Annotated in this window: 25 protein-coding genes; 12 read left to right on the top strand and 13 right to left on the bottom strand. The window is 65.7% G+C overall.

From position 1 onward, the window contains the following. Positions 1 to 101 precede the first annotated feature (101 nt). From SP6_RS07095 to SP6_RS07080, 4 genes are all read right to left on the bottom strand, one after another. Positions 102 to 1,412, bottom strand: a complete 1,311-nt coding sequence (locus SP6_RS07095) for a mechanosensitive ion channel family protein (RefSeq protein ID WP_007403831.1) — start codon at positions 1,410 to 1,412, stop codon at positions 102 to 104. After that, the gene (gene metC, locus SP6_RS07090; protein ID WP_007403652.1) at positions 1,409 to 2,605 is read right to left on the bottom strand and encodes a cystathionine beta-lyase; all 1,197 of its coding nucleotides are present in this window, start codon (positions 2,603 to 2,605) and stop codon (positions 1,409 to 1,411) included. Before metC ends, SP6_RS07095 begins: the two co-directional genes overlap by 4 nt. 5 nt (positions 2,606 to 2,610) lie before the next feature. Continuing rightward, positions 2,611 to 3,456: a sulfurtransferase gene (locus SP6_RS07085; protein ID WP_007403776.1), complete on the bottom strand. Its 846-nt coding sequence runs from the start codon at positions 3,454 to 3,456 to the stop codon at positions 2,611 to 2,613. A 171-nt stretch (positions 3,457 to 3,627) separates the two neighbouring features. Next, the gene (locus SP6_RS07080; RefSeq protein ID WP_007403919.1) at positions 3,628 to 5,166 is read right to left on the bottom strand and encodes a cryptochrome/photolyase family protein; all 1,539 of its coding nucleotides are present in this window, start codon (positions 5,164 to 5,166) and stop codon (positions 3,628 to 3,630) included. A 21-nt stretch (positions 5,167 to 5,187) separates the two neighbouring features. On the opposite strand from SP6_RS07080, the gene queF reads away from it, so the two are divergent. Next, on the top strand, positions 5,188 to 5,628 hold the full coding sequence (gene queF, locus SP6_RS07075) for a preQ(1) synthase (protein WP_007403692.1): 441 nt from the start codon (positions 5,188 to 5,190) through the stop codon (positions 5,626 to 5,628). Between the two features lie 26 nt (positions 5,629 to 5,654). On the opposite strand, the gene SP6_RS07070 is transcribed toward queF, so the two are convergent. Continuing rightward, on the bottom strand, positions 5,655 to 6,353 hold the full coding sequence (locus SP6_RS07070; protein WP_126053464.1) for a hypothetical protein: 699 nt from the start codon (positions 6,351 to 6,353) through the stop codon (positions 5,655 to 5,657). Positions 6,354 to 6,706: 353 nt separating this feature from the next. Between SP6_RS07070 and SP6_RS07065 the strand changes: the two genes are divergently transcribed. After that, positions 6,707 to 8,977, top strand: a complete 2,271-nt coding sequence (locus tag SP6_RS07065) for a glycosyltransferase family 4 protein (RefSeq protein WP_007403866.1) — start codon at positions 6,707 to 6,709, stop codon at positions 8,975 to 8,977. Between the two features lie 63 nt (positions 8,978 to 9,040). After that, the gene (locus tag SP6_RS07060; protein WP_007403758.1) at positions 9,041 to 10,324 is read left to right on the top strand and encodes a glycoside hydrolase family 130 protein; all 1,284 of its coding nucleotides are present in this window, start codon (positions 9,041 to 9,043) and stop codon (positions 10,322 to 10,324) included. Here the strand turns inward: SP6_RS07060 and SP6_RS07055 are convergent. From SP6_RS07055 to hflK, 5 genes are all read right to left on the bottom strand, one after another. After that, on the bottom strand, positions 10,299 to 12,275 hold the full coding sequence (locus SP6_RS07055; RefSeq protein ID WP_042468748.1) for an OPT family oligopeptide transporter: 1,977 nt from the start codon (positions 12,273 to 12,275) through the stop codon (positions 10,299 to 10,301). The two genes, SP6_RS07060 and SP6_RS07055, sit on opposite strands and share 26 nt — an antisense overlap. A 391-nt stretch (positions 12,276 to 12,666) precedes the next feature. Then, positions 12,667 to 14,274, bottom strand: coding sequence for a helicase HerA-like domain-containing protein (locus SP6_RS07050; protein ID WP_007403647.1), 1,608 nt, complete (start codon positions 14,272 to 14,274; stop codon positions 12,667 to 12,669). Positions 14,275 to 14,418: 144 nt separating this feature from the next. Beyond that, positions 14,419 to 15,948: a Do family serine endopeptidase gene (locus SP6_RS07045; RefSeq protein ID WP_007403836.1), complete on the bottom strand. Its 1,530-nt coding sequence runs from the start codon at positions 15,946 to 15,948 to the stop codon at positions 14,419 to 14,421. A 107-nt stretch (positions 15,949 to 16,055) separates the two neighbouring features. Next, positions 16,056 to 16,922: a protease modulator HflC gene (gene hflC, locus SP6_RS07040; protein ID WP_007403653.1), complete on the bottom strand. Its 867-nt coding sequence runs from the start codon at positions 16,920 to 16,922 to the stop codon at positions 16,056 to 16,058. Next, positions 16,919 to 18,049 (bottom strand): protease modulator HflK, encoded by a 1,131-nt coding sequence (hflK, locus tag SP6_RS07035; protein WP_037567852.1) that lies wholly within the window; start codon positions 18,047 to 18,049, stop codon positions 16,919 to 16,921. The genes hflC and hflK overlap by 4 nt, the downstream gene beginning before the upstream one ends. A 72-nt stretch (positions 18,050 to 18,121) precedes the next feature. On the opposite strand from hflK, the gene SP6_RS07030 reads away from it, so the two are divergent. The 5 genes from SP6_RS07030 (at position 18,122) to SP6_RS07010 (ending at position 20,809) form a co-directional block, all read left to right on the top strand. Beyond that, complete coding sequence (locus SP6_RS07030) at positions 18,122 to 19,084, top strand: Mrp/NBP35 family ATP-binding protein (protein ID WP_007403686.1); 963 nt, start codon at positions 18,122 to 18,124, stop codon at positions 19,082 to 19,084. Positions 19,085 to 19,172: 88 nt separating this feature from the next. After that, positions 19,173 to 19,607: a CoA-binding protein gene (locus tag SP6_RS07025; protein ID WP_007403680.1), complete on the top strand. Its 435-nt coding sequence runs from the start codon at positions 19,173 to 19,175 to the stop codon at positions 19,605 to 19,607. Positions 19,608 to 19,642: 35 nt separating this feature from the next. Beyond that, entirely contained in the window at positions 19,643 to 19,903 is a 261-nt protein-coding gene (locus tag SP6_RS07020; protein WP_007403734.1) for a hypothetical protein, read from the top strand. An 80-nt stretch (positions 19,904 to 19,983) separates the two neighbouring features. Further along, a complete protein-coding gene (locus tag SP6_RS07015) occupies positions 19,984 to 20,364 on the top strand; it encodes a hypothetical protein (RefSeq protein ID WP_227876535.1) in 381 nt (126 codons plus the stop codon). A gap of 16 nt (positions 20,365 to 20,380) precedes the next feature. Continuing rightward, positions 20,381 to 20,809, top strand: a complete 429-nt coding sequence (locus tag SP6_RS07010; protein WP_007403670.1) for a hypothetical protein — start codon at positions 20,381 to 20,383, stop codon at positions 20,807 to 20,809. 126 nt (positions 20,810 to 20,935) lie between these two features. Here SP6_RS07010 and SP6_RS07005 read toward each other — a convergent pair whose 3' ends face one another. Further along, positions 20,936 to 21,511 carry a 3'-5' exonuclease gene (locus tag SP6_RS07005; protein WP_007403822.1) on the bottom strand — a complete coding sequence of 192 codons (576 nt, stop codon included), beginning with the start codon at positions 21,509 to 21,511 and terminating at the stop codon, positions 20,936 to 20,938. A 123-nt stretch (positions 21,512 to 21,634) separates the two neighbouring features. Here SP6_RS07005 and SP6_RS07000 point away from each other — a divergent pair, with 123 nt between their 5' ends. Beyond that, positions 21,635 to 22,924, top strand: coding sequence for a homoserine dehydrogenase (locus tag SP6_RS07000; protein ID WP_037567730.1), 1,290 nt, complete (start codon positions 21,635 to 21,637; stop codon positions 22,922 to 22,924). Between the two features lie 131 nt (positions 22,925 to 23,055). Here the strand turns inward: SP6_RS07000 and SP6_RS06995 are convergent, their stop codons facing one another. Together SP6_RS06995 and SP6_RS06990 are read right to left on the bottom strand one after the other, a co-directional pair. Then, a complete protein-coding gene (locus tag SP6_RS06995; RefSeq protein WP_007403837.1) occupies positions 23,056 to 24,012 on the bottom strand; it encodes an isopenicillin N synthase family dioxygenase in 957 nt (318 codons plus the stop codon). Between the two features lie 70 nt (positions 24,013 to 24,082). Beyond that, the gene (locus tag SP6_RS06990; protein ID WP_007403943.1) at positions 24,083 to 24,574 is read right to left on the bottom strand and encodes a hypothetical protein; all 492 of its coding nucleotides are present in this window, start codon (positions 24,572 to 24,574) and stop codon (positions 24,083 to 24,085) included. A gap of 177 nt (positions 24,575 to 24,751) precedes the next feature. Here SP6_RS06990 and SP6_RS21680 point away from each other — a divergent pair, with 177 nt between their 5' ends. The 3 genes from SP6_RS21680 (at position 24,752) to SP6_RS20310 (ending at position 26,232) form a co-directional block, all read left to right on the top strand. Continuing rightward, entirely contained in the window at positions 24,752 to 24,886 is a 135-nt protein-coding gene (locus SP6_RS21680; RefSeq protein ID WP_082052442.1) for a peptidoglycan-binding domain-containing protein, read from the top strand. A 117-nt stretch (positions 24,887 to 25,003) separates the two neighbouring features. Next, entirely contained in the window at positions 25,004 to 25,738 is a 735-nt protein-coding gene (locus tag SP6_RS21770) for a DUF8812 domain-containing protein (protein WP_487794706.1), read from the top strand. Next, on the top strand, positions 25,738 to 26,232 hold the full coding sequence (locus SP6_RS20310; RefSeq protein WP_037567727.1) for a hypothetical protein: 495 nt from the start codon (positions 25,738 to 25,740) through the stop codon (positions 26,230 to 26,232). Before SP6_RS21770 ends, SP6_RS20310 begins: the two co-directional genes overlap by 1 nt. Positions 26,233 to 26,253: the final 21 nt, after the last annotated feature.

Genomic DNA, 26,253 nt, shown 5'->3' with positions numbered 1-26,253 from the left:
CGTCTGCCGTCGCGAGAAGGCCAAGCTGACAGCGCATGACGCACTGCACAAGCATAATCTCGATCTATGATGGTTTTCGGTGACTCCCTGTTGCCTTGGGGTCACGGGTCCGGCGTGACGGGTGCGCCGAGATTCTCGTGCCGGATGCCGCCGGGCAGCGACCGGATATGAATGTCGCGTTGAGGATAGGGCAGGCCGACGCCATGTTCCTTGAACAGGAACCATAGCCGGTTGAGCACGTCCGACCGGACATTGCCGACGCCGCTTTCGGGGTCGCTGATCCACGCCAGAATCTCGTGCTGGAGCGCATGGTCCCCAAAACTCATCAGCCAGACGCTGGGCTTGGGGCTTTTGAGGACGCGGGGCGATTCGTGTGCGGCGCGCAGCATCAGCTCCTGCGCCAGCTTCAGGTCATTGTCATAGGCGATCGAGACGGGGATGCGGACGCGGACGTTGCGGTCGGAATAGGACCAGTTCTCCACCTCCTGCGTCATCAGATTCTCGTTGGGAATCAGATGCTCCTTACCGTCGCGGGTGATGATCGAGACGGCCCGCACGCCGATCTTGTTGACCCAGCCGATCTCGCTCTGCAGCGCGATGACGTCGCCCGGCTTGATCGAGCGGTCCATGAGCAGGATGATGCCGGCGATCAGATTGCCGATCGTCTTTTGCAGGCCAAAGCCGATCGCCAGGCCGAACCCGCCGGAGAACAGCGCCAGGCTGGTCAGGTCGATTTCCAGCAAATCCATCGCGAAGAAGAAGGCGATGACGACGATGCCGATGCTGGCGAGCTTCTGCGCCAGCAGCTTCTGCGTCGGGTCCAGCCCGCGCGCATGGCCGATCCACTGCTCGGTGATGCGGGTCACGGCGCGGGTCAGCGCCAGGATGGTGACCACCGTGACGAGCATGGTGACGAGCAGCATGACCGAGAATCGCCGCGACCCGACGGTGAAACCGATCTGCTCGGCCAGCCGGCTGACCGGGCCTAGCCCCCCGATCTCGCGGCTGAACAGCGCCACGAAACAGACGATCGCGAAGATCCAGGCCAGCCAGCGGGGCAGGTTCAACCCACGCAGCAACTGGAACCCCGCCCGTGCCATCGATGCGCCCAAGGCGAGACCGATCGGCACCCCCGCCAGCGACTCCCAAGGCCAGAGTGCGCCCAGCGTCATCAACAGAAGGGCGGCGGTCAGGTGCCGGGTGATCGCGCAGATGCGAGCGTGCAGCGCCTCGCCCTGCGCGATGGCGAAACGCTGGATCAGCGCGGCGACAGGCGGGCCGAGCTTGCGCCCCGCCACCACGCCGCCGGCCAGCATCGCCAGGGTCAGCACGGCGGCGACCCCGGCCTCCATGGCCTCGGCGCGGGTCGGCAGTTCGATGCCGCTCGCCTGAAGCCACTCGAACAGCGTCATCCGCGCGCGGCCCGGAAACGCGCCAGACCACGATCAAGATCGGCGATCAGATCGTCGGTATCCTCCAACCCGATCTGAAGCCGGATCAGCGGCCCGGCGAATTCACGCTTGGTCACGCTGCGATAGCGATGCGGGTCGGCGGGAATGGCGAGGCTCTCATAGCCGCCCCAGCTGAAGCCCAGCCCGAAATGCGCGAGGCCATCGAGCATCGCGGTGCGCGCTGCATCATGGCCGCCGTCGAGGACGAAGGCGAACAGCCCGCTCGACCCCAGGAAGTCGCGCGCGAAGATGTCATGGCCGGGGCAGGAGGGGAGCGCGGGGTGCAGCACCTGCGCGACGCCGGGCTGCTCGGCCAGCCACTTCGCGATGGTCAGCGCGCTCGCCTGATGGTGGGCGAGGCGGACGCCCATGGTGCGCAGGCCCCGGCTGCCCAGATAGGCGTCGTCGGGGCTGGCGACCTGGCCCAGCTGGAAGCTGGTGTCGCGAAGCGCCGCCCAGTGCGAGGGCGCGGCGGTGACCGATCCCAGCATCGCGTCCGAATGGCCGACGACATATTTGGTGCAGGCCAGCACCGTCAGGTCGATGCCCTTCTCGATCGCCGGGAAGAAGAGCGGCGTCGCCCAAGTATTGTCGAGGATCGTCGTGATACCATGCGCCTTGGCGACCGCGACGATGGCGGGAATGTCCTGCACCTCGAAGCTGAGCGAGCCGGGGCTTTCGAGGAAGATCACGCGGGTCGCCGGGCCGATCAACTCGGCGATTCCCGCCCCGACCAGCGGATCGTAGAAGCGCGTCGTGATCCCCATCCGCGCCAGTAGCCCGGTCGCGAGCCCCCGCGTCGGGTCATAGGCGCTGTCGACCAGCAGCAGCTCGTCGCCCGGCGACAGCACCGACAGCAAGGCCGCGGCGATCGCCGCCACGCCCGAGGGGTAGAGGAAGGTCGCCTGCGCTCCCGGCTCCAGGCTGGTCAGCGCATCGGCCAGCGACCATTGGGTCGGCAGGCCCTTGCGGCCGTAGAACAGCTTCTCATGCAGGTCGCCCGCGCCGGTGGCGCGCATATGCGCAACATTGTCGTACAGCACCGTCGAACCGCGCCAGACGGGGACGTTGACCACGCCCTTGGTCCATTCCGCGCGGCGGCCCGCCTGAACCAGACGGGTGGCGGGCTTGATAGGCAGATCGTCGTCGGTCATCGCGGTCAAAGGTCTTTCGCTTTGGGGGTGCTGGGGTCGGAGCCCCATTCGGTCCAACTGCCGTCATAGACGGGCATCACGCCGCCGATCCGCTCCGCGCCAAAGGCGAGGACGCAGGCGGTGATGCCCGAACCGCAGGTCGCAACCATCGGCCGGGCGGGATCGACCCCGGCGGCGGCGAATTCGGCGGCGATGGCTTGCGGCGATTTCCACCGGCCGTCGCCCTCGAACATCCGGTTATAGGGCAGGTTCAGCGCGCCGGGGATATGGCCGGGCTCAACGCCGAGGCGCGGTTCGGGCTCGCGGCCGGTGAAGCGGCCGGGCGAGCGGGCATCGACAATCTGCGCATCGCCCTCCTCGACATGGGCACGCACCTCGCGAAGCGTCCGCACGCGCGCGAGATCGGGCTGCGCCACGAACAGGCCGGGCGTCTCGGTGGCACCCGCCGCGCCCGTTATCACGGGGTGGCCGGTCTTCGCCCAAGCCTCCAGCCCGCCATCGAGCAGCGCGACATTGCTGGCTCCGAATAGGGTCAGCAGCCACCACATTCGCGCCGAACTGTGCAGCGGGGAGCGGTCGTACAGGATGATCCGATCGGCATGGCCGACGCCCACCTCGCTCATCGCATGGGCGACGATCTCGGCCGGGGGCAGCGTCATCGGCAGGTCGCTGTCCGGGTCGGCCAACTGCCCCAGCGCCAGGAAGCGGGCGCCGGGAATATGTCCATCCTCGAACCCGCGCCGCGCCGTTTCGCCGGTCGGATCGTCGAGGAAATAGGTGACGTCGAGGATGCGCACATCCGCCTCCCCCGCGATCGCGGCGAGGTTTTCCGGAGTGATGAGTGGCGGCATCCTATGCTCCTCGGTCGGTGGGTCCGTACCTAGGCGCGTTGGGGGCGAGGTCGCAAGTTGGAGAGGGGAACGGCGTGGCCTTCGACTTCGCTCAGGCTGAACGGAGGTGGTCGTGAACCCCTGCACTAAACCCCGTTCAGCCTGAGCGAAGTCGAAGGCAAAGGGAATCCCTCACCCCCGATCCAATCCCTTCAAAAACCCCGCCGCCTGCGCCCGAATCGCCTTCTGATCCTCCGCATCCATCCGGTTCCAGTTGCGGTACGGCATCGCCATGCGCGGATTGTCGCCGAAGCGCTTCTCATGCCGCGCCAGGAAATCCCAATAGAGCGCGTTGAACGGACAGGCATCCTCGCCCACCCGCTGCTTCACATCATAGCGACAATACCCGCAATAATCGGACATGCGGTTGATATAGGCGCCCGACGAGACATAGGGTTTGGATGCGATGATCCCGCCATCGGCGAACTGGCTCATGCCGACGACATTGGGCAGCTCGACCCATTCATAGGCATCGACATAGATTTCCAGGTACCAGCGATGCACCTCCGCCGGGTCCGCACCGATCAGGATGGCGAAATTGCCGGTGACCATCAGCCGCTGGATATGATGCGCATGCGCGGTGTCGAGCGTCTGGCCGAGCGCCTCGGCCATGCAATGCATGTCGGTCTCGCCGGTCCAGTAAAAGCCGGGCAAGGGCCGGTTCGCGCGCAGGAAGTTGTGCTCCACATAATCCGGCCCGACATGCCAGTAGAGCCCGCGCACATATTCGCGCCAGCCGATGATCTGGCGGATATAGCCCTCAACCGAATTGAGGCTGGCATGGCCATCCTCATATTCCGCTTCCGCCATCCGGCACAGCTCCAGCGGATCGAGCAGCCCGGAATTGATGTAGGGCGACAGGACCGAGTGCCAGAGCTGATGCTGGCCGGTCAGCATCGCGTCCTGATAATCGCCGAACTTGGGCAGGGCATGCGCCATGAACGCCTCGGCCTGTTGCTGTGCCTCCGTCGTCGTGGTCGCATAGGCGAAGCCCTCCAGCGAACCGGGATGATTGTCGAACCGCGCGGCGACCAGCTCCAGCACCTCACGCGTGATCCGGTCCGGCGCGAAGGCCAGCGGCTCAGGCGGCTTGTCCTTCTTGGGCGCGGGCTTGCGATTGTCGGCGTCGTAATTCCATTTGCCGCCCTCGGGCTTGTCGCCCTTCATCAGCAGCCCGGTCTTGCGTCGCATCAGGCGATAGAAAAACTCCATGCGGAGTTCCTGGCGGTCCTTGGCCCAGTCCTCGAACTCTGCTTGCGTGGCGATGAAGCGGGTGTCGGGGCGGATGTCGACGGGGATGCCGAACATCGTTTCCCACGCTTCCAGCATGGCGACGACGCGCCATTCGCCCGCTTGCGTGACCACGATCCGCTCGGGGTTGTGCCGTTCGACCGCCCGCGCGATTTCGCCCGTGAAGCTGCCGGCATTGTTCGGATCGTCGAGCTTCACATAGTCGACCGTCCAGCCCGCCTTTTCCAGCGCCTCGGCATGATGACGCATGGCGGACAGGATATAGGCGATCTTGGCCCTGTGATGGCGGACATAAGCGGTCTCGTCCTCCACCTCCATCATGAGCAGGACGGACGCTGTCGGGTCCGCGTCCTCCAACGCCGAGAGATTCATCGACAATTGATCGCCGAGAATGGGGATCAGCGTTGGCGATTTGGGCATGGCTGTCCTACATGGCCTTTCATGAAGCATCTCGGCCAGACCAGCGCGCTGCCCGCTTCCCCGGAAGAGGCGGTGCTCGATTATGTTCCCAACCCGCGCCCGGGGCGTACCTATCTGATCCGGTTCGCGGCGCCCGAATTCACCTCGCTCTGCCCGGTGACGGGCCAGCCCGACTTCGCGCATCTCGTCATCGACTATGTGCCGGGCGAGACGATCGTCGAATCCAAGTCGCTGAAGCTGTTCCTCGGCAGTTTCCGCAACCATGCCGGTTTCCACGAGGATTGCACCGTCGGCATCGGCGAGCGTCTGTTCGAGGAAATGAAGCCGGTGTGGCTGCGCATCGGCGGATACTGGTATCCGCGCGGCGGCATTCCGATCGACGTGTTCTGGCAGTCCTCCGCGCCGCCCGCCGATCTGTGGCTGCCCGATCAGGGCGTGGCGGGGTATCGCGGCCGGGGGTGAGGCATTCGCCTGGGGCGTCAATGACCTTAGCGAAAATGGCCCTGGGTTGCGTAGGAGAAGGGTGCCGCTCGTTGGAGATACAGGACGAAGACCGTATCTTGGCCGTCTCTGTTCGACGATGATGTGCCCATCATGCGATAACCCTGGCCCGCCAGCGATTCGATTGCTGCCATGTTGCTAATCGAATTCGAAAAATCGACCATGTCATCCCTGGCGTCACGATTCGCCGCGACGTTTTCATGCCTTCCGAAGACCTCGCATAACGTCGTGCCGCAATTGATCGTGATGGGCCCGCTGAGGGTCCGATGGCCGGGTGCTTGCGAATAGAATTGCCGCAATTGCGCTTCTGACTTGGCGGCCCATGCCTCGTCTCGGCGTTCGGCGCGCGCCCTCCTGTAAAGTGCCAGATGCTCTCCGAAACGATCGACCAGGGGTAGCACGTCGGCGGAAACCGCCTGCAGGCTGGCGCGCCTTGCGGTGTCTGCCTGTTCTTCCGGCGATGGGATCGGGCTGGGCAAGGGGGTAGGCGATGGGGGCGTGGCGATCGCCGGAACGCGCTTCGGGGCATCGGCGTGAATGACGGGGACTTCGCGGTCTGTCGGGACAGGCGAGGGCTCTCGCTTCAGTGCCAGATAGAAAATTCCCATAATGGCCATCAGTGCTGCCACGGCGGCAAAGATTTTGCCGAGCATCATACCAGCCCCCACGATCCGGAAACGACTCATGGGCCCAGCCATAGGTCTTGAATTTGTGTGTTCAACATCATCGACGTCGGTCTGGCCAAGTCAATATATTGGCGTAATCTGTCATGTTGCTGAGCCGCTTATCGAAATTTTATTTTGTGTTGCGACTTAAAGCGTTGGAAATTCGGATCTCTTGGGTCCGGCGAAGGCGTCGCTGTCGGACGCTCATCTCATCGGGGTTTTCACCCTACGGGGCGCAATTTTCGCCCCGAAACGTTTGCGGTGCAGCAAATTCGTAACACACACTGCAACTTTCGGGCCGACCGCGTGTTGGGCAGGCATGCAAGGGGAAGGGCAGCGCTCTGCCAAGCCTTTGCATTTCAAGGACATGCGATATGGCGGATGCGAACGGAACCGTGATCGAGCGACTGGCGCTGATTGGTAATTTTCTGCCCCGGCAATGCGGGCTCGCGACCTTTACCACCGATGTTTACACCGCCATGCGCGATCGGTTCCCCGAATTGGCGGTCGACGTCTATGCGATGGACGATCACCCCGGTCGTTACGCCTATCCGCCCGCCGTCACCGCCGCCATTCCGCAGAATGACCGCATCGCCTATATCGACATGGCGCGCCGGATCGAGGCGAGCGGTGCGCAGGCCATCTGGGTCCAGCACGAATATGGTATTTATGGCGGCGCTGCGGGTGAACATCTGCTCGCGCTGCTTGATCGCACGACGCTCCCCGTGATCGCGACGCTGCACACCGTCCTGGAAAAGCCCTCGGTCGATGAGCGCCGGGTGATGGAAGGGCTGCTCCGCCGCTGCGCCCGCATCATCGTGATGGCGGACAAGGGCCGCGATATTCTGCAGCGTGTCTATGGCGCCGATCCGCGCCAGATCGCGATGATCCCGCACGGCGTGCCCGACCGTGACCTGATCACCCCCGACACGCTCAAGGCGCGGTTCGGCTGGGAGGGGCGCAAGGTCGTGCTGACCTTCGGACTGCTCGCCCCCAATAAGGGGATCGAGACGATCATCGAAGCGCTGCCCGCCGTCGCCGCCCATCACCCGGAACTGCTCTACGTCATATTGGGCGCGACGCACCCGAACCTGATAGCGCATGAGGGGGAGGCGTATCGGGACCGGCTGAAAGCCCTGGCCGAGACGCGTGGAGTCGCCGGCAACGTCGCCTTTGTCGATGCGTTCGTCGATCATGACGACCTGATCGAGTATCTTCAGGCCGCCGATATCTACGCCACGCCCTATAACAACCCCGCCCAGATCACGAGCGGAACGCTGTCCTATGCGGTCGGTGTGGGCAAGGCGGTGATCTCCACCCCCTATGTCCATGCGACCGAGATTCTGGCGGACGATCACGGGGTGCTGGTCGGCTTTGGCGATGTCGAGGCCTTTGCCCGCGAGATCAACCGGTTGCTGTCCGACGAGACCGCGCGCAACCATCTGTCGCAGCAAGCCTATGCCCGTGGTCGCACGATGATCTGGCCGCGTCTGGCCGAAGCCGCGCTGGAGCAGATCGGGACCGCGATCACCGCACGTCCGCGCCGCTTGCCGGCCGACTATCGCCCCGCGATCAAGCCGCTGGCGGCCGACCTTTCCGCGGTCGAGCGGATGAGCGACTCGACGGGCATGTTACAGCACGCCATCTATTCGGTGCCCGATCGCCGCCATGGCTATTGCATCGACGACAATGCGCGGGCGCTGATCTTCATGACGCAGGCACCCGGCATCGATCCGGTCACCCGCGACAAATGGACGACCATCTACGCCTCGTTCCTGCAATATGCGTGGAATCCGGAAGCGCGTCGCTATCGCAATTTCATGCGCTTCGACCGTAGCTGGTGCGAGGATGTGGGGTCTGAGGACTCCAACGGCCGCACCCTCTGGGCATTGGGCGTCACCGCGCGCGATGCACAAATGGCCAAGCATCGCGACTGGGCGCAGATGTGGTTCGATGCGACCGCCTCGCTGGCGCTCGACCTGGGCTCGCTCCGGGCGCAGGCCTTTGCGATGCTGGGTGCCGCCGCCATGCTGGAAGCGCGACCGGGGCATCAGCTTGCCCGCGCGATCCTGGAAAAAATGCCCGATCTGCATCTGGCCCTGCTGGAGGAGGCGCGTCGGCCCGAATGGCAGTGGTTCGAGATCGTGCTCGCCTATGACAATGCCCGCGTGCCGCAGGCGCTGATCGAGGCGGGCCGGGCGCTCGGCCGTCAGGACCTGATCGATTGCGGCATTTCGACCCTGGAATGGATCGTCGCCAAACAGACCTCGCCCGAGGGACGGTTCCGCGCGGTCGGCAGCGAGAGCTTCGGTCGTCCCTATGCCGAGCCCTTGCAGTTCGACCAGCAGCCGCTGGAAGCGCAGGCGACGGTCGAGGCCTGTCAGTCCGCCTATGCCGCGACCCGCGACCCGCGCTGGATCAAGGAAGGCGAGCGGGCCTATGGTTGGTTCCTGGGCGTCAACGATCTCGACCTGCCGCTGGCGACCGCGAGCGATGGCGGCTGTTTCGATGGATTGATGCCGACCGGGCTCAACCGCAATCAGGGGGCCGAATCGATCCTGGCACTGCAATTGGCCAATTGCGCCATCGCTAACCTTTGCCAATCCGCCTCAACCATGGCAGGAGCCGATCGTCACATTGCCTGAAGCGCCGCACGCGCGACGGGGGATGGGGCGAGCGTTTTTGTAGAGTGGCGAGACGATAGCGCGATGGATTTGTTCAACCACCGGCTGCGGCTTCATGCCGATCCTTCCCGCGTCGTGGTCCGTCCTTTTCACATAGCCTGGGGCGGCGGCAACGGCGCGCCGCCCAGCCGGACCGAGCGTCTGGTCGGCGAAGTGCTGGCGATGACTCCTGAAGAGGCGCGGGATCAGCTCGAAACCGTGCTGAAGGATTTCGAGGCTCGCCACTGGCAGACGCGGCGCGTCTTCATGACCCGCTATGACCAGATCGAGGATCTGCTGAAGCTCGACGGGTCGAAGATCGGCGATGAGAAGCGTCAGTTGATCGGCGCCTATTTCTGCCACGAATATAGCTATGCCGCTGCCGCGCTGATGAACCCGTCGGCGGTGCCGCATTTCGACCAGACCGGTATCCAGCCGGGGTCGCAGCGTATCCTGATGTCGATGCGCGCGGTGGGGGAGGGACATATCTCCTCGGTCGCCTTCCGCGAAGGCATCATCAACGATCAGAACCAACTCCGGCTCGCGCCCGAGCCGCCCTTCGCGACGGCGACTGACGTGCATGGCTGGGGCGACGATCAGATGCCCAATGGCCCGGTCACGGTGCACCGTCACCGCGACTCGACGCTGTCGGGCACCGTCATCTTCCCGATCACCCAGGCCCAGTCCAAGGGGCTGGAGGATATGCGCATCGTCCAGTTCACCCATGACGATGGCGCGCTGGAGTGGATCGGCACCTATACCGCCTATGACGGCTCAGGCATCCAGTCCGAGCTGATGCGCACCCGCGATTTCCGCGCGTTCGACCTGGTGCCGATGACCGGCTCGGCGGCGCGGAACAAGGGCATGGCGTTGTTCCCCCGCAAGGTCGGCGGGCAATATATGATGATCGGGCGGCAGGACGGTGAGAATCTGTTCCTGCTCAAGTCCGACTCGCTGACCCATTGGGACGATGGCGAGAAAATCCTTACCCCGGTCTATCCGTGGGAGTTGGTGCAGATCGGCAATTGTGGCCCGCCCATCGAGGTGGACGAAGGCTGGCTGCTGCTGACCCATGGCGTCGGCGCGATGCGCAAATATTCGATCGGTGCCGCACTGCTCGACAAGAACGATCCGTCCAAGGTGCTCGGCCGGACCAGGCAGCCGATCCTCGCCGCCAAGGATCAGGACCGCGAGGGCTATGTGCCCAACGTCGTCTATTCCTGCGGCGCCATCCGGCACGGCGATTCGCTGTTCCTGCCCTATGGCATTGCGGACAGCTCGATCGGCTTTGCCTTTGTGAAGATCAGCGAGTTGCTGGCGGCGATGTGATCGTCTGGCGGCGCGTGTAGCGATACAGCGCCGCCACCAGCCCCAGGAACACCAGGGTTCCCCCGATAAGCGCGGGGGTGGCGAACCCGTCCCCGACCAGCGCCAGCGGCGCATCCGCATTGGTCAGGTAGACGATACCCGCAAAGCCCACGCCCCACAGGCTTTCGCCCACGATCAGGCCCGTCGCGGCGAGCACGCCCAGCCGCTCCGCCGTTTCGGGATTGGCACTGCGCCGCGCCCAGCGGTCATAAACATGGCCGATCGCGGCGCCCAGCACGACGGGCAGGGTGGCGGTCATCGGCAGGTAAATGCCCAACCCCACGCCCAACGGCGGCAGGCGCAGCCAGCCGAGCTTGCCAAGCACCTCGTCGACGACGATCACGCCAACGCCGACCAGTGCGCCGATTCCGATCATCGTCCAGTTGAGGTCGCCCCCCAGCACGCCCTTGGCCAGCGCCGAAATCAGCGCGGCCTGCGGTGCCGACAGCGCATTGGGACCGGCCCCTGGCGTGCCCGCAAAGCCTAGCGTCGCGTTGAGCAGGTCGAGCACCGGCGGGATGACCAGGCTGCCGAAGACGACGCCGATGATTAGCGCAACCTGCTGCTTCCACGGCGTCGCGCCGACCAGTTCGCCGGTCTTCAGATCCTGAAGATTGTCATTGGAGATGGTCGCAACGCCGAACACGACGCCCGTGACGATCAGCGCATAGGCGACCAAGGCCTGCGTCGTTTCCGGCGGCGTCCCGCGCCCGAACAGCCCGACGAGTAGTAGCGCGGCGGCGAGGACGGAGAGGATGCCGATTCCCGATACCGGGCTGTTCGACGCGCCGATCAGGCCCGCCATATAGCCGCAGACGGCGGCGATCACGAGGCCGATGAGCAGGATGAAGAGGAGGGCGCCGCCGATCAGCGCGACGCCCGACGCCGCCAGCGGCCCGCCCGCGATCACCGACCAGAGCAGCCCGGCAATCGGTATCAGCGTCGCCAGCGCGACGGCGGCCACGATCCCGATCGGCAGGTCGCGCTCGCCCACCGCCAATACCGCGCCATCGCGCCGCGCCGAGGCGGCGGCGAGCGAGGACCGGATGCCGCCGATGACCGGCCCGATGATCTTGATAAGCGTCCAGATCGCCGCCACGCCGATCACACCCGCACCCAGGAAGCGCACGTCGCGACTGAAGATGCCGCCCGCCCATTCCGCCACCGGCCCGGCCGACGGCGCCATGGCGGTCAGGATGGGCAGCGCCACCCACCAGCCGATGGCGATCCCCGCCAGCATCGCGAGGCCGACCGACAGGCCGACCAGATGCCCGACCCCGATCAGCGCGAAGGACAGCCCGCCGGCGATACCGGTCGCGCCCGCGCCGGTGCGGAACCAGATGGCCGCCTCGGCGACCGCCAGCTTGGTCTGGGTCAGGATCGCGAAACCGGCCGAGGCGATGGCGTTGACGATGATCAGGCGTAGCCCGATCGCACTCTCCGCCTCGCCCTCGCGGCTGCCCGCGCCGACCTTCAGCACCTCGGCGGCGGCGCGGCCTTCGGGATAGGGGAGGTCGGTGTCGACGACGAGGGCGCGGCGCAGCGGCACCGAGAACATGACGCCGAGAATACCCCCCGTCGCCGTAATCCCGGCGGTGAGTAGGTAGGGGAAGCCCTGCCACCAGCCGATCATGACGAGGCCCGGCAGCACGAAGATGATCGCCGCCAGCGTTCCCGCCGCCGAGGCGACGGTCTGGACGATATTATTCTCCAGCACCGAGCTGTTCGGCAGATAGCGCAGGATCGCCATCGAGATCACCGCCGCCGGGATCGAGGTGGCGAAGGTCAGTCCGACCTTGAGACCGAGATAGACGTTGGCGGCGGTGAACAAGAGGGTGATGACCCCGCCCAGCGCGATGCCGCGCAGGGTCAGTTCGGCGATGGGGCGGGAAGGCGTCGGCGTAAGGCTCATGCCCGCAGATGTGGCAGAGTGCGGCGCGCGCGCCTAGCGTTTCGTGTGCTCCGGCGTGCGTCTCGACTTTGCTGGGCGCGAATGGGGCGTGGGCTTGCCGTTGATCGACGGCGCACAATCCCACCTCCGTTCAGCCTGAGCGCAGTCGAAGGCCAAGGGGCTCCATTTCACTTGTCCACCCCGGCGAAGGCCGGGGTCCAGCCGCTATGATCTATCGACGGCGCTGTGTGACAGCCTACAATGCAGCGACCTGCTGCACGCCATACGCCCCGCCGAACCTGGACCCCGGCCTTCGCCGGGGTGGAGGCATGGCCCGAGGAAAGCGAGACCCATGGCCTTCGATTGCGCTCGGGCTGAGCGGAGGTGGGAGCGGCAAAGGTCGACGGACAGCCTACCCCCGGAACAGATTCCCCAGAACGCCGCGCACCACCGCGCCCATGATGCCGCCGCCACTGCTCGACCGCCGTCTTGCGCCACCGCCGAACACCTGCTTGCCGATCTCGTTGGCGACCTGTCGCCCGATCGACGAACTGGCCGAGCGCGCCGCGCTGGTCGCCATCTTGGCCCAGGGCGAGTTGGCCGCTGCGCGCTGCTCCGCGATGCGGGCGCGTTCGGCGTCCTTGGCGGCCTTCGCCTCGGCCTTGGCCGCTTGCGCTGCCTGCTTCTCGGCCTCGGTCGCCGCCTTGGCCTCGGCCGCAGCGGCCGCCGCTTCCTGCGTCTTGGCGGCGAGCAGTTCCTCGGCCGATTCGCGGTCGATGGCCTGATCATATTTCGTGCCAACCGCGTCGGTTTCGACCAGTATCTTGCGCTCCTCGGGCGTGGCGGGGCCGACCCGGCTGCGCGGCGGGGCGATCAGGGTGCGCTCGACGGGGGAGGGCGAGCCATCCGGCTGGAGCAGCGAAACCAGCGCCTCGCCCACCTTCAACTCGGTGATCGCGTTCGCCACATCGACGCCGGGATTGGCGCGGAACGTCTCAGCCGCCGAGCGTACCGCCGCCTGGTCGCGCGGGGTGAAGGCACGCAGCGCGTGCTGCACCCGGTTGCCGAGCTGCCCGGCGATCTTGTCGGGCACGTCGATCGGATTCTGGGTGATGAAATAGACGCCGACGCCCTTGGATCGGATCAGCCGGACGACGCGCTCGATCGTGTCGACCAGAGCCGGCGCGGCATCGTCGAACAGCAGATGCGCTTCGTCGAAGAAGAAGACGAGCTTGGGCTTGTCCGGGTCGCCGATCTCGGGAAGCTGCTCGAACAGTTCGGACAAAAGCCAGAGCAGGAAGGTGGCATAGAGCTTGGGGCTCGCCATCAACTGGTCGGCGGCGAGGATGTTGACGACACCACGCCCCGCATCGTCGGTGGCGATCAGATCGGCCAGTTCCAGTGCCGGCTCGCCGAAGAAATGCTCGCCCCCTTGGGTGCGCAACTGAAGCAGCGCGCGCTGGATCGCACCGACCGACTGCTTGGAGACATTGCCGTAGGTGGTCGTCAGTTCGTCCGCCCGCGCCGCACATTCGGCTAGCATCGCTTGCAGATCGTCGAGATCGAGGAGCAGCAGCCCCTCCTTGTCCGCGACATGGAAGGCGATGGTCAGCACGCCCTCCTGAGTCTCGTTCAGCCCCATCATCCGGGCGAGCAACAGCGGCCCCATCTCCGACACGGTGGCACGGACGGGATGGCCCTGGGTGCCGAACAAATCCCAATATTGTACGGGTGCAGCCTCATAGGCCCAGTCGGTCATGCCCAGTTCGGCGGCGCGCGCGGCAAAGGCGGCATGGGTCTTGCCCAGCGCCGATCCGGCCAGCCCCAGGCCCGACAGGTCGCCCTTCACGTCCGCGACGAAGCTGGGCACGCCGGCGCGTGAAAACCCCTCGACCATGGTCTGGAGCGTCACCGTCTTGCCGGTGCCGGTCGCGCCCGCGATCAGGCCGTGCCGGTTCGCCCGCTTGAGGTCGATCGCCTGCGGCTTGCCGCCGCCCATGCCGATGAAGATGCCGTCCATGGCCGGTATCTTATCGTGGTGGTTGGGGACGGGAATAGCAAAAGGGCCGCCGCACCTGGGAGATGCGACGGCCCTTTGACCGATCGGAAGAATGACCCTCACCCTTCCCTGTCCCGAGGGCCGAGGGAAGGGTGAGGGCGGGTCTTACTTGATGCGCAGCGGCATCAGGCGGTCGGCGATGCGGCCGCGGGTGATCTGCGCCAGCACCTGCGGGCGACCGGCGGCCTTGGCGGCGGCGACGATCTGCTGAAGGTCGGCCGCGCTGCGGACCGGCTGGCCGTTGATCGCCGAGATGACGTCGCCACGCTTCAGCTTGGAGGCGGCATCGCTCGACGGATCGACGGCCGCGACCACCACACCCTGCGTGCCCGGATCGACGTTGATCGCTCGTGCGATCGCCGGGGTCAGCGCCTGGACGGTCAGGCCCAGGCCACCACCGGCGGTCGGTGCGACCTGTGCGTCGTCATCGCTGTCCGGGAAGGCGTCCGAACCGTCACCCATCTGCGCGGCGAGCTGTTCGTTCGACGGACGGGTCGCGGCGGTCGCGGTCAGCGACAGCGGCTTGCCGTTGCGCAGCACCTCGAGCTGGACGCGGGCGTTCGGCTGAACATTGGCGACCAGATAGGACAGGGTCTGCTCGGGCGTCACCGCCTGGCCATTGACCTTGGTCACCACGTCGAAAGCGCGCAGGCCGGCCTTGGCGGCGGGGCCGTTCGGCTCGACCTTGGCGATGATCTCGCCCTGGCCCTTGGGAATGCCCAGCGACGCGGCGACGTCGTCGGTCACCGGACCGCCGATCTGCACGCCCAGATAGCCGCGCTCGATCTTCTCGCCCTTCATCAGCTTGTCGATGATCGGCTTGGCATCTTCCGCCGGAATGGCGAAGCCGATGCCGATATTGCCGCCCGACTGCGAATAGATCTGGCTGTTGATGCCGATGACGTTGCCGTTCATGTCGAACATCGGGCCACCGGAATTGCCCTGGTTGATCGCGGCGTCGGTCTGGATGAAGCGGTCGTTCGCACCGCCCTGACCGGTCACGCGGTGCACGGCCGAGACGATACCGGCGGTCACCGTGCTCGACAGGCCGAAGGGCTGGCCGATCGCCAGCACCCAGTCGCCGGGACGCGCGCGCGACGAATCACCGAAGCGGACGAAGGGCAGGTTGCTGCCCTGGATCTTCAGGACGGCAAGGTCGGAGGTTTCGTCACGACCGACGACCTTGGCGGTATATTCCTTGCGATCGTTGAGCGTCACCGTGATCGAGTCGACCGACGCGCCGGCCGCACCCGGTGCGATCACATGGTTGTTGGTGACGATATAGCCGTCGGGCGAGATCAGGAAGCCCGAGCCGAGCGAGGCGCCTTCACGCTTCTGCGGCTGCGGTCCCGCCTGGCCGCCGAACTGGCCGAAAAAGCCCTCGAACGGCGTGCCGGCGAACGGGTTCGCCTGCTGCTTCACGGTGATCGACTGCTTGGTCGAGATGTTGACGACGGCCGGCTGGAGCTTGGCGACCATGTCGGCAAAGCTCATCGGCGCGCCGGCACGCGGGGCGACCGCCTGGATCGCACCCGGCTCGTTCTGCGCGACCTGCGCGGTGCCGGGTTGCAGGGCCAGGGTGGCGGTCGCGCCGCCGAGGAGGAGCGCACTGGTAATGGCGTAGGCGTAACGCACTGGGCTGAGGTCCTCTCAATGAAAATTCAGTTTGACCGTGTCTTATTTGCCACGGTTTGGCTGAACGACGCTTGAATATGAACGAGCAGAAAGGCGGGAAAACCCGCTTATCGGCCCGGCGCGGTGAATTCCTTCAAATAGCTGTTGTTCGGCGACAGAATGATCTGGGTGCTCCCATGTTCCTGTGTGCTGCCGTCCGCGCCGAAGGTGTGACGATAGGACTGCATCGCACGGTAGAAATCATAAAAGCCCGCATCCTTGCCGAACGCCTGCGCATAAATCTGCGCGGCCTGCGCATCGGCATCGGCACGGACGATCTGGGCCTGTTTCTGCCCCTGCGCGGCGATGGTGATCGCCTCCTGCTGGCGGGCGGTCTGCATCCGGCGCAGCGCGCTTTCCAGCGGCGTGCCCTGCGGCAGTTCGGCTTCCTTGATGCGCACGTCGACGATCTGCACGCCATATTGGCGCGCGATCCGATCGAGCCGGACCTGGATCGCGTCCATCACCTCACCGCGCTCGGGGCTGAGCAGTTCGGAAAAGCGGCGCTTGCCCAGTTCGTTGCGCAGGGCCGAGCCGAAGATCGGACGCAACTGGTTCGCCACGCCTTCCTCGCTGCCGGCGGTGGCCAGCATCCGGCGGGGATCGACGACGCGGAAACGGGCAAAGGCATCGACATTCATGCGGAGCTGGTCGGTCGACAGCACCTGGGTATTCTCCAGGTCGAGGTCGAGCACGCGCTTGTCGACCCACACGATGCGGTCGATGAACGGGATGCGCGCGATCAGGCCCGCGCCGCTCTCGCCCAGCGTCTCACCGGGGCGATAGCCGTTGACGATCCGGCGGGGCTGCTCAAAGCGATAGACCACCGCCTGCTTCGTCTCGGGCACGATCGCGAAGGTCGCGGCCGCGACGATCACCGCGAGCAGCAGCGCGACACCCAGCACGATGGGATTGCGAAGGGTCAGGCCGTTCACTGGCCACCTCCCTGCTGAGCGGGCGCCGGGGCTGGGGTGGGGGCGGCGACCTCCGGCGGGGGCGGCGCGTTACGTCCGCCCTTGGCCAGCGGCAGATAGGGTACGACGCCCGGCGTCTCGACGATGGTCTTGTCCGACTTGGCCAGCACGGCCTCCATGGTCTCGTAATACATGCGCCGGCGCGTCACTTCGGGGGCCAGGCGATATTGTTCGTACACCTTGTCGAACTGCGCGGCCTCGCCCTGCGCGCGGGCGATCACCTGCTGCGCATAGGAGCGGGCCTGGTTGACGTTCGCGACGGCTTCCTGCTGGGCGGCGGTCACCTTGTTGAAGTCGTCGACGATCTGCGCGGGCGGCGTCGCCTGCTTGATCGCGACGCCCTGGATGCGGACGCCCGAATAATATTCGTTGAGGATCGACTGGGTCAGATCCTGCACCCGCTGCTCGATGCCCGTGCGGCCCGAACCCAGCGCCTGGTCGAGCGTGGTGTCGGCGATGACGGCGCGCATCGCGCTTTCGGCGGCGGCGCGCACGGTTTCCTGCGGCTGGGCCAGGCGGAAGGCGAAATCGCGCGGATTGGCGATGTCCCAACGCACCGAATAGGTCAGGTCGATGATGTTCTGGTCGCCGGTCAGCACCAGATTCTCGCCCGAGCCCTCGGGGAAATTCTCGGTGCGGATCTTCTGCACGTCCAGCACGCGGACGCTGGCGATCGGGGCGGGGGCGGTCAACTGGATGCCGGGCTCCAGGATACCGGTATAGCGCCCGAAATAGGTGACGACGCCGCGCTGCTGCGGGCCGATGGGATGGATCGAGGTGTAAAGCACCCAGATGCCGACCAGGATCGCGGCGCCGATCGCCCATAGGGTGCGACCGCCGGGCGCGCCGGGCAGGCCGTTGAAGCCGCCGCCCGATCCGCCCGGATCGCCGCCACCCGAACCCCGCGCCTTGCGGATGAACTCATCCAGCGCGGTCGGCTTGCCCGCGGCCTTGCGACCGCCCGGTGGCATCGCCCAGGGATTGCGGGGCCCACCATCGGAATCCTCACCGGACCCGCCCCAAGGGCCCTTCGGGGTATCGGCGGCAAGAATGGGGGGGCGTCGGAAGCGACCCGTCAGCTTTCTCATGTCCATCGTTATAGGAACGGTTCACCGACAAAAACAGTGCCAAGCGGCCGATGGCGTCCTATCTGCCCGCCTATGAGCATGATCGATACGGTGAAGGCGGCGGTGGCCGCGGTGGCGGGCAAGCGCGCGAACGTGCGGATGGAAGGCGCCAAGGCGGGTGTCGTGCTCGACGCGACGGGGCTTGACGGCGCGGATCGCCACGCGCTGGAAGAGCAGGTCAAGGCCGCCGCGATGCAGCCCGGGGTGGAGGATGTCCGCATCGTCCTGACCGCCGAAAAGCTGGAACGCCGGATCATCGCGGTGGCCAGCGGCAAGGGTGGGGTGGGCAAGTCGACCCTGTCGGCCAATTTGGCGATCGCGCTCGCTCGCATGGGGCGCAAGACCGGACTGGTCGATGCCGATATCTATGGCCCCTCCCAGCCACGCCTGATGGCGGCCGAGGGGGTGAAGCCCGTCGCGCAGGACGGCAAGCTGCAGCCGGTGCCGACGCCTTATGGCGTGCCTTTGCTGTCGATGGGTCAGTTGGTCGAACCGGACAAGGCGATTGCCTGGCGCGGGCCGATGGCGGCGGGTGCGCTCAGCCAGCTGGTCGACGGCGATTGGGGCGCGACCGACACCCTGGTCCTCGACCTGCCGCCCGGCACCGGCGACGTGCAGCTGACCATGGTGCAGAAGCATCGCCCGGCCGGCGCGGTGATCGTCTCCACCCCGCAGGACCTGGCGCTGATCGATGCACGGCGCGCGATCGACCTGTTCCTGAAGGCCGGCGTGCCGATCATCGGGCTGGTCGAGAATATGGCGGGCTATTGCTGTCCGCATTGCGGCGGCATCTCGGACCCGTTTGGCTCGGGCGGCGCGGAAGCGGCGGCGGCCGAGCTGGGCATTCCCTTCCTGGGCCGGGTGCCGCTGACCATCGCGATTCGCACCGCCTCCGATGCGGGGCAGCCGCCCGCGGCCGGCGCGGACGATGCCGTATTCGGCCCGATCGCGGCCAAGGTCGCCCACTGGCTGGAACGGTCCACGCCGGGCGCATGAAACCAGGGGCGCGGCGGGACGTTTGACCTCGACCATCCGCCGCTTCTGCTCATGGGACCGGACCGGCGGCGGGCGAAGAGGATAGCCGATGCCGTTGACCGCCGATGAGGATATCCGTGCGCTGCTGACCAATGCGCGCACTATTGCCATGGTCGGTGCCTCGGACCGGCCCGACCGCCCCTCTTATGGTGTGATGAAGCGGCTGCAGGATCATGGATATCGCGTGATTCCGGTCAATCCGCAGATCACCGGCGAGCATATTCATGGCGAGTTCGTGTTTCGCGAACTGGGCCAATTGGGCGATCCTATCGACATCGTCGATATCTTCCGTCGATCGGACGCGGTCGAGCCGATCGTGGAAGAGGCGATCGCGATCGGGGCCAAGGCCATCTGGATGCAGTTGGGCGTCGTCAACGAGGCCGCCGCCGCGCGCGCCGAGGCGGCGGGGCTGAAGGTGGTCATGGATCGCTGTCCCGCGATCGAAATTCCCCGGCTTGGCATCCCGCCGGTCCAAGGCGCATGATCGTCCGATAAGTCAGGCAAGAGGGGAGAGAAAGGATGGTTCCGTTTCTGCTGCTGCTGGCGGGTTCGCCCTCGGGTCAATCGGTGGCGCTGCCGCGTCTGACACCGGCCTGCACAGTCACGACTTGCCCGCCGGTGCATAAGCGGTCGCCCTATCGTCTGGCCCAGGACAATCCGATGCCGATCGATTCCAAGGCTCGTGCCTTTGCCGATGACGGCACCTATTGTGCGGTGGTCGGCGACAAATATTGCCGCAGCAAGCCCCGCACCCTGCTGCGCGAGTCGATCGACCGCTGAAGCGGTTCCAATCCCGCTGGCATTGATCCGTCGAAAGGGGCATCATCCCGCCGCGATGACCTGACGCCGGGAGGACTGCCATGTCCGGGACGATGTCGACCCTGTTGCTGACGATGGCGATTCAGTCGCCGTCCGTTGAAGTCCCTTCGGTGGACGCGATCGTCGCGAACACGCGCCGGTTGACCGCCGTCGAGCGACCTTGCGTCTACGACCGTAACAGCACCGACATCACCGTTTGCGGCCGCCGCAACGCGGACCGGTTCCGCGTACCCTTCGCTCCCGCGCCGGAACCGGGCGATCCGAAGAACGAGGCGGTCATGACCGAGCGGACCCGATTGCTCGCGCGCACCACGCCGATCGACGAGATGTCGCCGTTCCTGGTGGGCGGCGGCTTCACCGGCGTGACGATGGACACCAACCCCCGCGACCATGGCCCGACGCTGCGCAAGCCGGCCCCGTGAGACAAAGGACCGCCCGATGCTGCCCCTGTTGCTGATCGCCCTGCAGGCCGCGCCCGCCACCCCGCCGCCACCGGGCACCGAGCGTTTCTCGATCCTGTTGCAAGATCCCTGTCCGCCTTCGGCCGGTACCCGGGAGGAGGTCGTCGTCTGTGGGCGGCGACAGGCCGATGATCGGTTGCCCTTGAAGGACGATACCCCGCCCGACCGGCCGATGCCGTCCAATCCCGAACTGACCGGGATCGGTGCCTTGCGTGCGGAGGCGACACCCTGTGCGGCTGTCCAACGCGGATGCCAGGTCGGCTTCAACCTGCTCGGCCCCGCGCTGCTACTGGCCAATGAGGCGCGGATCGGGATCAGCAAGCTGGTCGACAAGTCGCGCGACAAGAGCAACCGCCTACCCATCGCGCTAGACGGTCCGGCGCCAGCCGGGCACCTCGAACCCTGATCCTCCCCGGTGGGGGGGGCATGCGCAGCATGGTGAAGGGGGATTGCCACGAAAAACGTCCCTAGTGGAAAGCCCCCTCCGTCAGGACTGCGCCCTGCCACCTCCCCGTACGGGGGAGAATTTAATTCAGCCCTGATCCGCCCGCACCACTTTACGCCGCGCACGCGCCGAGAGGGGCGGGGTGAACCAGTCGGTCAGCGTCAGCCCGGTCGCCGACATGGCCCGTAGGACCACCTGACCGGCGGCCCGCGCATCGCTCAGTGCATCGTGATGGCGATGCTCCAGTTCCAGAAACGCCGCCAGCGTATTGAGTTTGTGATTGGGAAGTTCGGGCCAGGCCCGCCGCGCGATCGTCACGCTGTCCAGCCAGCGTGCCGCGATCGGGGGCAGCGCGTCCCGTTCGCAGGCACGGCCCAGCGCCCCCTTGTCGAACCCCGAATGCGCCACCGTCACGCGCCCGCCCAGATGCATCGCCAGTTCGGGATGAAGTGCCGCAAAGGTCGGCTTGCCCAGCACATGATCGGCGGTGATGCCGTGAATGCCGATATTGAAGCTGCTGAAATCGTCGCACGGGTCGACCAGCGTCTCATAGGCCAGCACCTCGACCCCCGCCGCATAGCCGACGATGCCGATCTGGCAGATGCTGCTGGTGCGCGAACAGGCGGTTTCGACGTCGATGACCACGAAATCAGGGGAAGTCATGCCGGCCTTCTTAGGGGCTTGTCGGCATTTGAGCAATAAAAGGTCCTTCAGCGGCTCGACAGCGACCGTTTCTATCCGCTACCGGCCGGGTCTTACGAACGCTCCGGAATATGGGAAACGAAGATGGGCGACGCATTGCGGGTGGCTTTGGCGGGACTGGGCACGGTGGGGGGCGGCGTCATTCGCCTGCTCGATGCGAACCGTGACCTGATTACCCGGCGTGCCGGTCGCCCGATCGAGATCGTCGCCGTCTCCGCGCGCGACCGGACCAAGGATCGCGGCGTCGATCTGTCGCGCTTCGAATGGGTGGACGACACCGCCGCGCTCGCTTCGCACCCGAACGCCGATGTGGTGGTCGAACTGATCGGCGGGTCGGACGGCCCGGCGCTGACGCTGGCCCGCACCGCGCTCGATGCCGGGCGGGGTTTCGTCACCGCGAACAAGGCGATGCTGGCGCATCACGGGCTGGAACTGGCGCAAAAGGCGGAGGCCTCGAACGCGGCGCTGAAGTTCGAGGCGGCGGTGGCGGGCGGCATCCCGGTCATCAAGGGGCTGCGCGAGGGCGCGGCGGCCAACGCCATCGCGCGTGTCTATGGCATCCTCAACGGCACCTGCAATTTCATCCTGTCCAAGATGGAGGCCGAGGGCCGCGACTTCGCCGAGGTGCTCGCCGAGGCGCAGGCGCTGGGCTATGCGGAGGCCGACCCCAGCTTCGACATTGACGGCGTGGACGCGGCGCACAAGCTGTCGATCCTGGCCGCCATTGCCTTCGGCACACAGCCGGCGTTCGGCGATGTCGCGATCGGTGGCGTGCGCCATGTGCTCGCCGCCGATATCGCCCAGGCGGCGTCGCTCGGCTACCGGGTGCGGCTGGTCGGCGTGGCGGAGGAAGGGGCGAACGGCCTGTTCCAACGGGTGCATCCGCATCTGGTGCCGCTCGATCATCCGCTGGCGCATGTCACTGGTTCGACCAATGCGGTCGTGGCGGAGGGCAATTTCGTCGGCCGCCTATTGTTCCAGGGCGCGGGTGCGGGCGATGGCCCGACCGCCAGTGCGGTGGTCGCCGATCTGATCGACATCGCGCGCGGCGAATATGGCGCGTCCTTCGCCATGCCCGCGCATGAACTGATCCCGGCGCCCAAGGCCGATAGCGGCGAACGGCGCGGGCGCGCTTATCTGCGCTTCACCGTGCAGGACAAGGTCGGGGTGCTGGCGGAGATCGCCGCCGCGATGCGCGACGCCGGCGTGTCGATCGAAAGCCTGATCCAGCGCGGCGAGGCGGCCGATGGCGGCGTGATGATCGCGATCGTCACTCATGAGGGGCCGGAACGGTCGGTGGAGCAGGCGCTGGAGCGGCTGCGCGGGAGCCAGAGCCTCGTCGGCCAGCCGCTGCTGATGCATATTCTGGGATGATATGGATTCCTCCCCTGGAAGGGGAGGGGGACCAGCGAAGCTGGTGGAGGGGTGTCACCGCTGGCCGTGATACCCCTCCGTCAGTCCTACGGACTGCCACCTCCCCTTGCAGGGGAGGAATAGGTTTTGGCTTACTTCTTGATCAACCCGATCTCGACCAGCCGCTCGTACAGATAGTCGTGCGCCGTGATCGGCGTCGGATAGCGGTCGGGATTCTCCGCCGTCACCGTCCCCGGCAGCGTCTCGATCAGGAAATCGGGCGCGGGGTGCAGGAAGAAGGGCATGGAATAGCGCGAGAAGCCGCGCCGCTCGACCGGCGGGTTGACGACGCGGTGGGTGGTCGAGGGCAGGACATGGTTGGTCAGCCGCTGCAGCATGTCGCCGACATTGACCACCATCGCGCCCTCGGGCGGACGGATCGCCAGCCACTCGCCGGAGTCGCGGTCGAGCAGTTCGAGACCCGCTTCCTCGGCGCCGAGTAACAGGGTGATGAGGTTGATATCCTCATGCGCGCCGGCCCGCACACCCTCGGCATCCGCCGGGATCGGCGGATAATGAAGCAGGCGCAGGACCGAATTGCCGTCCTTCACCGCCGGATCGAACCAGTGGGGATCGAGCTTCAGATGCCGGGCGATCGCCGAAAGCAGCCGGTCGCCCGCCCGGTCGAACGCGCTGAAGAGTTCGAGGAAATCGTCGCGAAACCCCTCGGGCCGATCGGGCCAGATATTGGCGGGCATTCGGTCGGCATAAGCGTGCCCCTCGGGCAGTTCGCGGCCGACATGCCAGAATTCCTTCAGGTCGACGACCTTGGCATCCTTGGCGATCTCGGTCTTGAACGGGGTATAGCCGCGCGCGCTGCCGCCGCCGGGGACGTGATAGCCGCGCTTCTCCTCCTCGGGCAGGTCGAACAGCGCCTTGGTCTGGGCCCAGGCGCGGTCGATCAGTTCGGCGGGCACGCCGTGATCCGCGACGATCGCAAAGCCGAACCGCTCGAACGATCCGCCCAGCGCGGCGGCGAAACCATCGGGATCGCGGTCCTGATCGGCGAGGCTGAGCGTCGGAACCTCGGCGGAGCGAGTGTCGGTCATGGCGTGATGTCCAGAAAATCTAACAAACTGTCATCTATATAGCGCCGCCGTCACCCCGGAACAGGCCGAGTTATCCGCCCAGCGTGATCGTCCCCGTCGATTGGTTGCCCCCTGCCGAGCGCAGGTCCAGCCGGAACGGCTTTTCCTCCGCCGTCTTGCCGACGATCGCGCCGCCCTGGTCGGTCAGGGTGAAATCGGCGTCGCCCATCTTTTCGCGGAACCAGCCACGCACCGTGGCGGGATCGGCCGGGCTGTCGAAGGTCATGGTAAAGGCCTTGTCGCGGCCATTGCCGACATCGACGTTGCGGATCTTCGAGCCGGGATAGAGATGCACCCCGTTCAACTCGAAATTGTCCGCCTCCAGCGACATTTTGGGCAGCTTGAACGCCCCGGAAAAGCCGGGCAGCGCCAGCTTCACCTCGCCCGACTTGCCATCGACCGCCGCCAGCGTCTGCCCGTCCGAACTGTTGATCGAAATCGACGTCCCTTCGGTCGGCCGATCGCAAGCGGACAGGGCGAGGGCGGCGAGCAGGGGGAGGGCGGTTCGAGAGACCATGGTCATCGCGGCAAACTCCGTAATCTATCAAGATCATTGATAACCGAGAGATGTGATCATCCGTTGCGCGCGCTGACGGTGGGATGAACGTCCTGACCGGTTGCGCCAATCGGTCAGGGTAATCGGCGCTTGGAACGCAGCGATCAGAAAGGCGTTGTCAAAATCCGAGTTTGGGGGAGCTTTATGCGTTACCTAAAGCTTGGTCAGCATGGCGATGACGTTCGTGCGCTTCAGAACAAGCTGAAGACATTCGTACCTGAGATCCAAGTCGATGGACGCTCTGGCCCGAAGACGGAGCGGGCCGTGCGCGTAGCGTAGCGCCGGCTTGGGTTATTCCCACCAGACGGCATAGCGGGGCCTAAGACGTTGGCAGCGTTGTTTGCTCGGACACCCGTCAAAGCCAACAAAACTGAACAACCGTCTCCGGTAACCCAGATGATGGGCGCGTTAAGGGCTGTGGAAGAAGCCATACTGGCGTGGGTCAAAAAGCAGTTCGCCGGACCCCAGACCGTGCCAGCCTCCATTCGACCCGCCGTGCAGCCCGCTTTGCGTCGGGCTGAGCATCAGCCGGTTCCAACGGGTACGGTCAGCCCTGTCGCTGGCATGCGGGCGTCGGCGCGGGGGCGGCTCTTCATTATCCGCCATGAAGCGCAGCCTGGGGTCAGCAATCGCCTTCATCACCCCAGTATGGGGAGTGGCGTTACACTTGGGCCCGGATATGACATGAAAGACCGTAGCCGGGCCCAGGTCGCTAATGATCTGAAGGCCGTATTCGGGGTCGATCCGGCCGCGGCTGATCGAGTTGCCGAAGGTGCAGGGAAAAGTGGCCAAGCGGCACGTGATTTCGTCCGCGTCAACAAAGATGCCATCAGCCTGTCCGACACGCAACAGGCCGCGCTGCTCGCCAATATCATCGGTCATTACGAAAATATGGTGCGACGCGCGATCAAAATTCCTTTGCATCAATATGAGTTCGATGCGCTGGTTTCCTATGCCTATAATCCCGGCGGTGGATGGAGAAAGACCACTGCTCTAATAAATCAGCCTCGTCCGAAAGACGCTGCCGTCGAACTGTCGAAGCACGTCTATTCCCGAGGGCGGAGGATCAAAAGTCTGGTTGAGCGCCGAGCTGCGGAAACGCAGATGCTTTTATATGGGGAATATCATTGATGACCATGGGTTTGGCCTGCGGCGCGGCCGCGATGCTACTGTTGTCGGGATGTGGTTCTGCCTCTGATCAGCCCGGAAATGTCACGCCGGTGGAGCGTCCGGCCGAGGAGCAAGTCGATACTCCGCCGATGGCATCGGCTCGCTCGACACCGCCAGCCTCGTCGGCCACGGCTGTCGATCAGAATTTTGCACGTCAGTTGGCGACTTTATTGGTGGGACACGTGACCTTGGATGGCGCCGCCGTGACGGAGGTGTGGGCAATCGACAAATGCCATACGACGTTCGTGACGGCGAAAGGCGACACGATCATCGATTGGACCAAGGTGGGCAACCTTGCGCCACGCGACGAGAATGGGCGGGAAATCAATCGGCTGCCATCCGCGACCGGGTGGCATGACATGTCTGTTCCGCTCGGCGAATTGCCCGAACCGGCAGGCAATGTCGCCAATCGTTCCAGCGGTGCGTTCGGGCAACTCGCGACCGAATGTGGCTGATCGGCGCCAGCCAGCACGGTG

The organism is Sphingomonas paucimobilis NBRC 13935 (assembly GCF_000739895.2).
Classification (GTDB): Bacteria; Pseudomonadota; Alphaproteobacteria; order Sphingomonadales; family Sphingomonadaceae; genus Sphingomonas; species Sphingomonas paucimobilis.
This window is presented reverse-complemented; position numbering and strand designations above follow the sequence as displayed.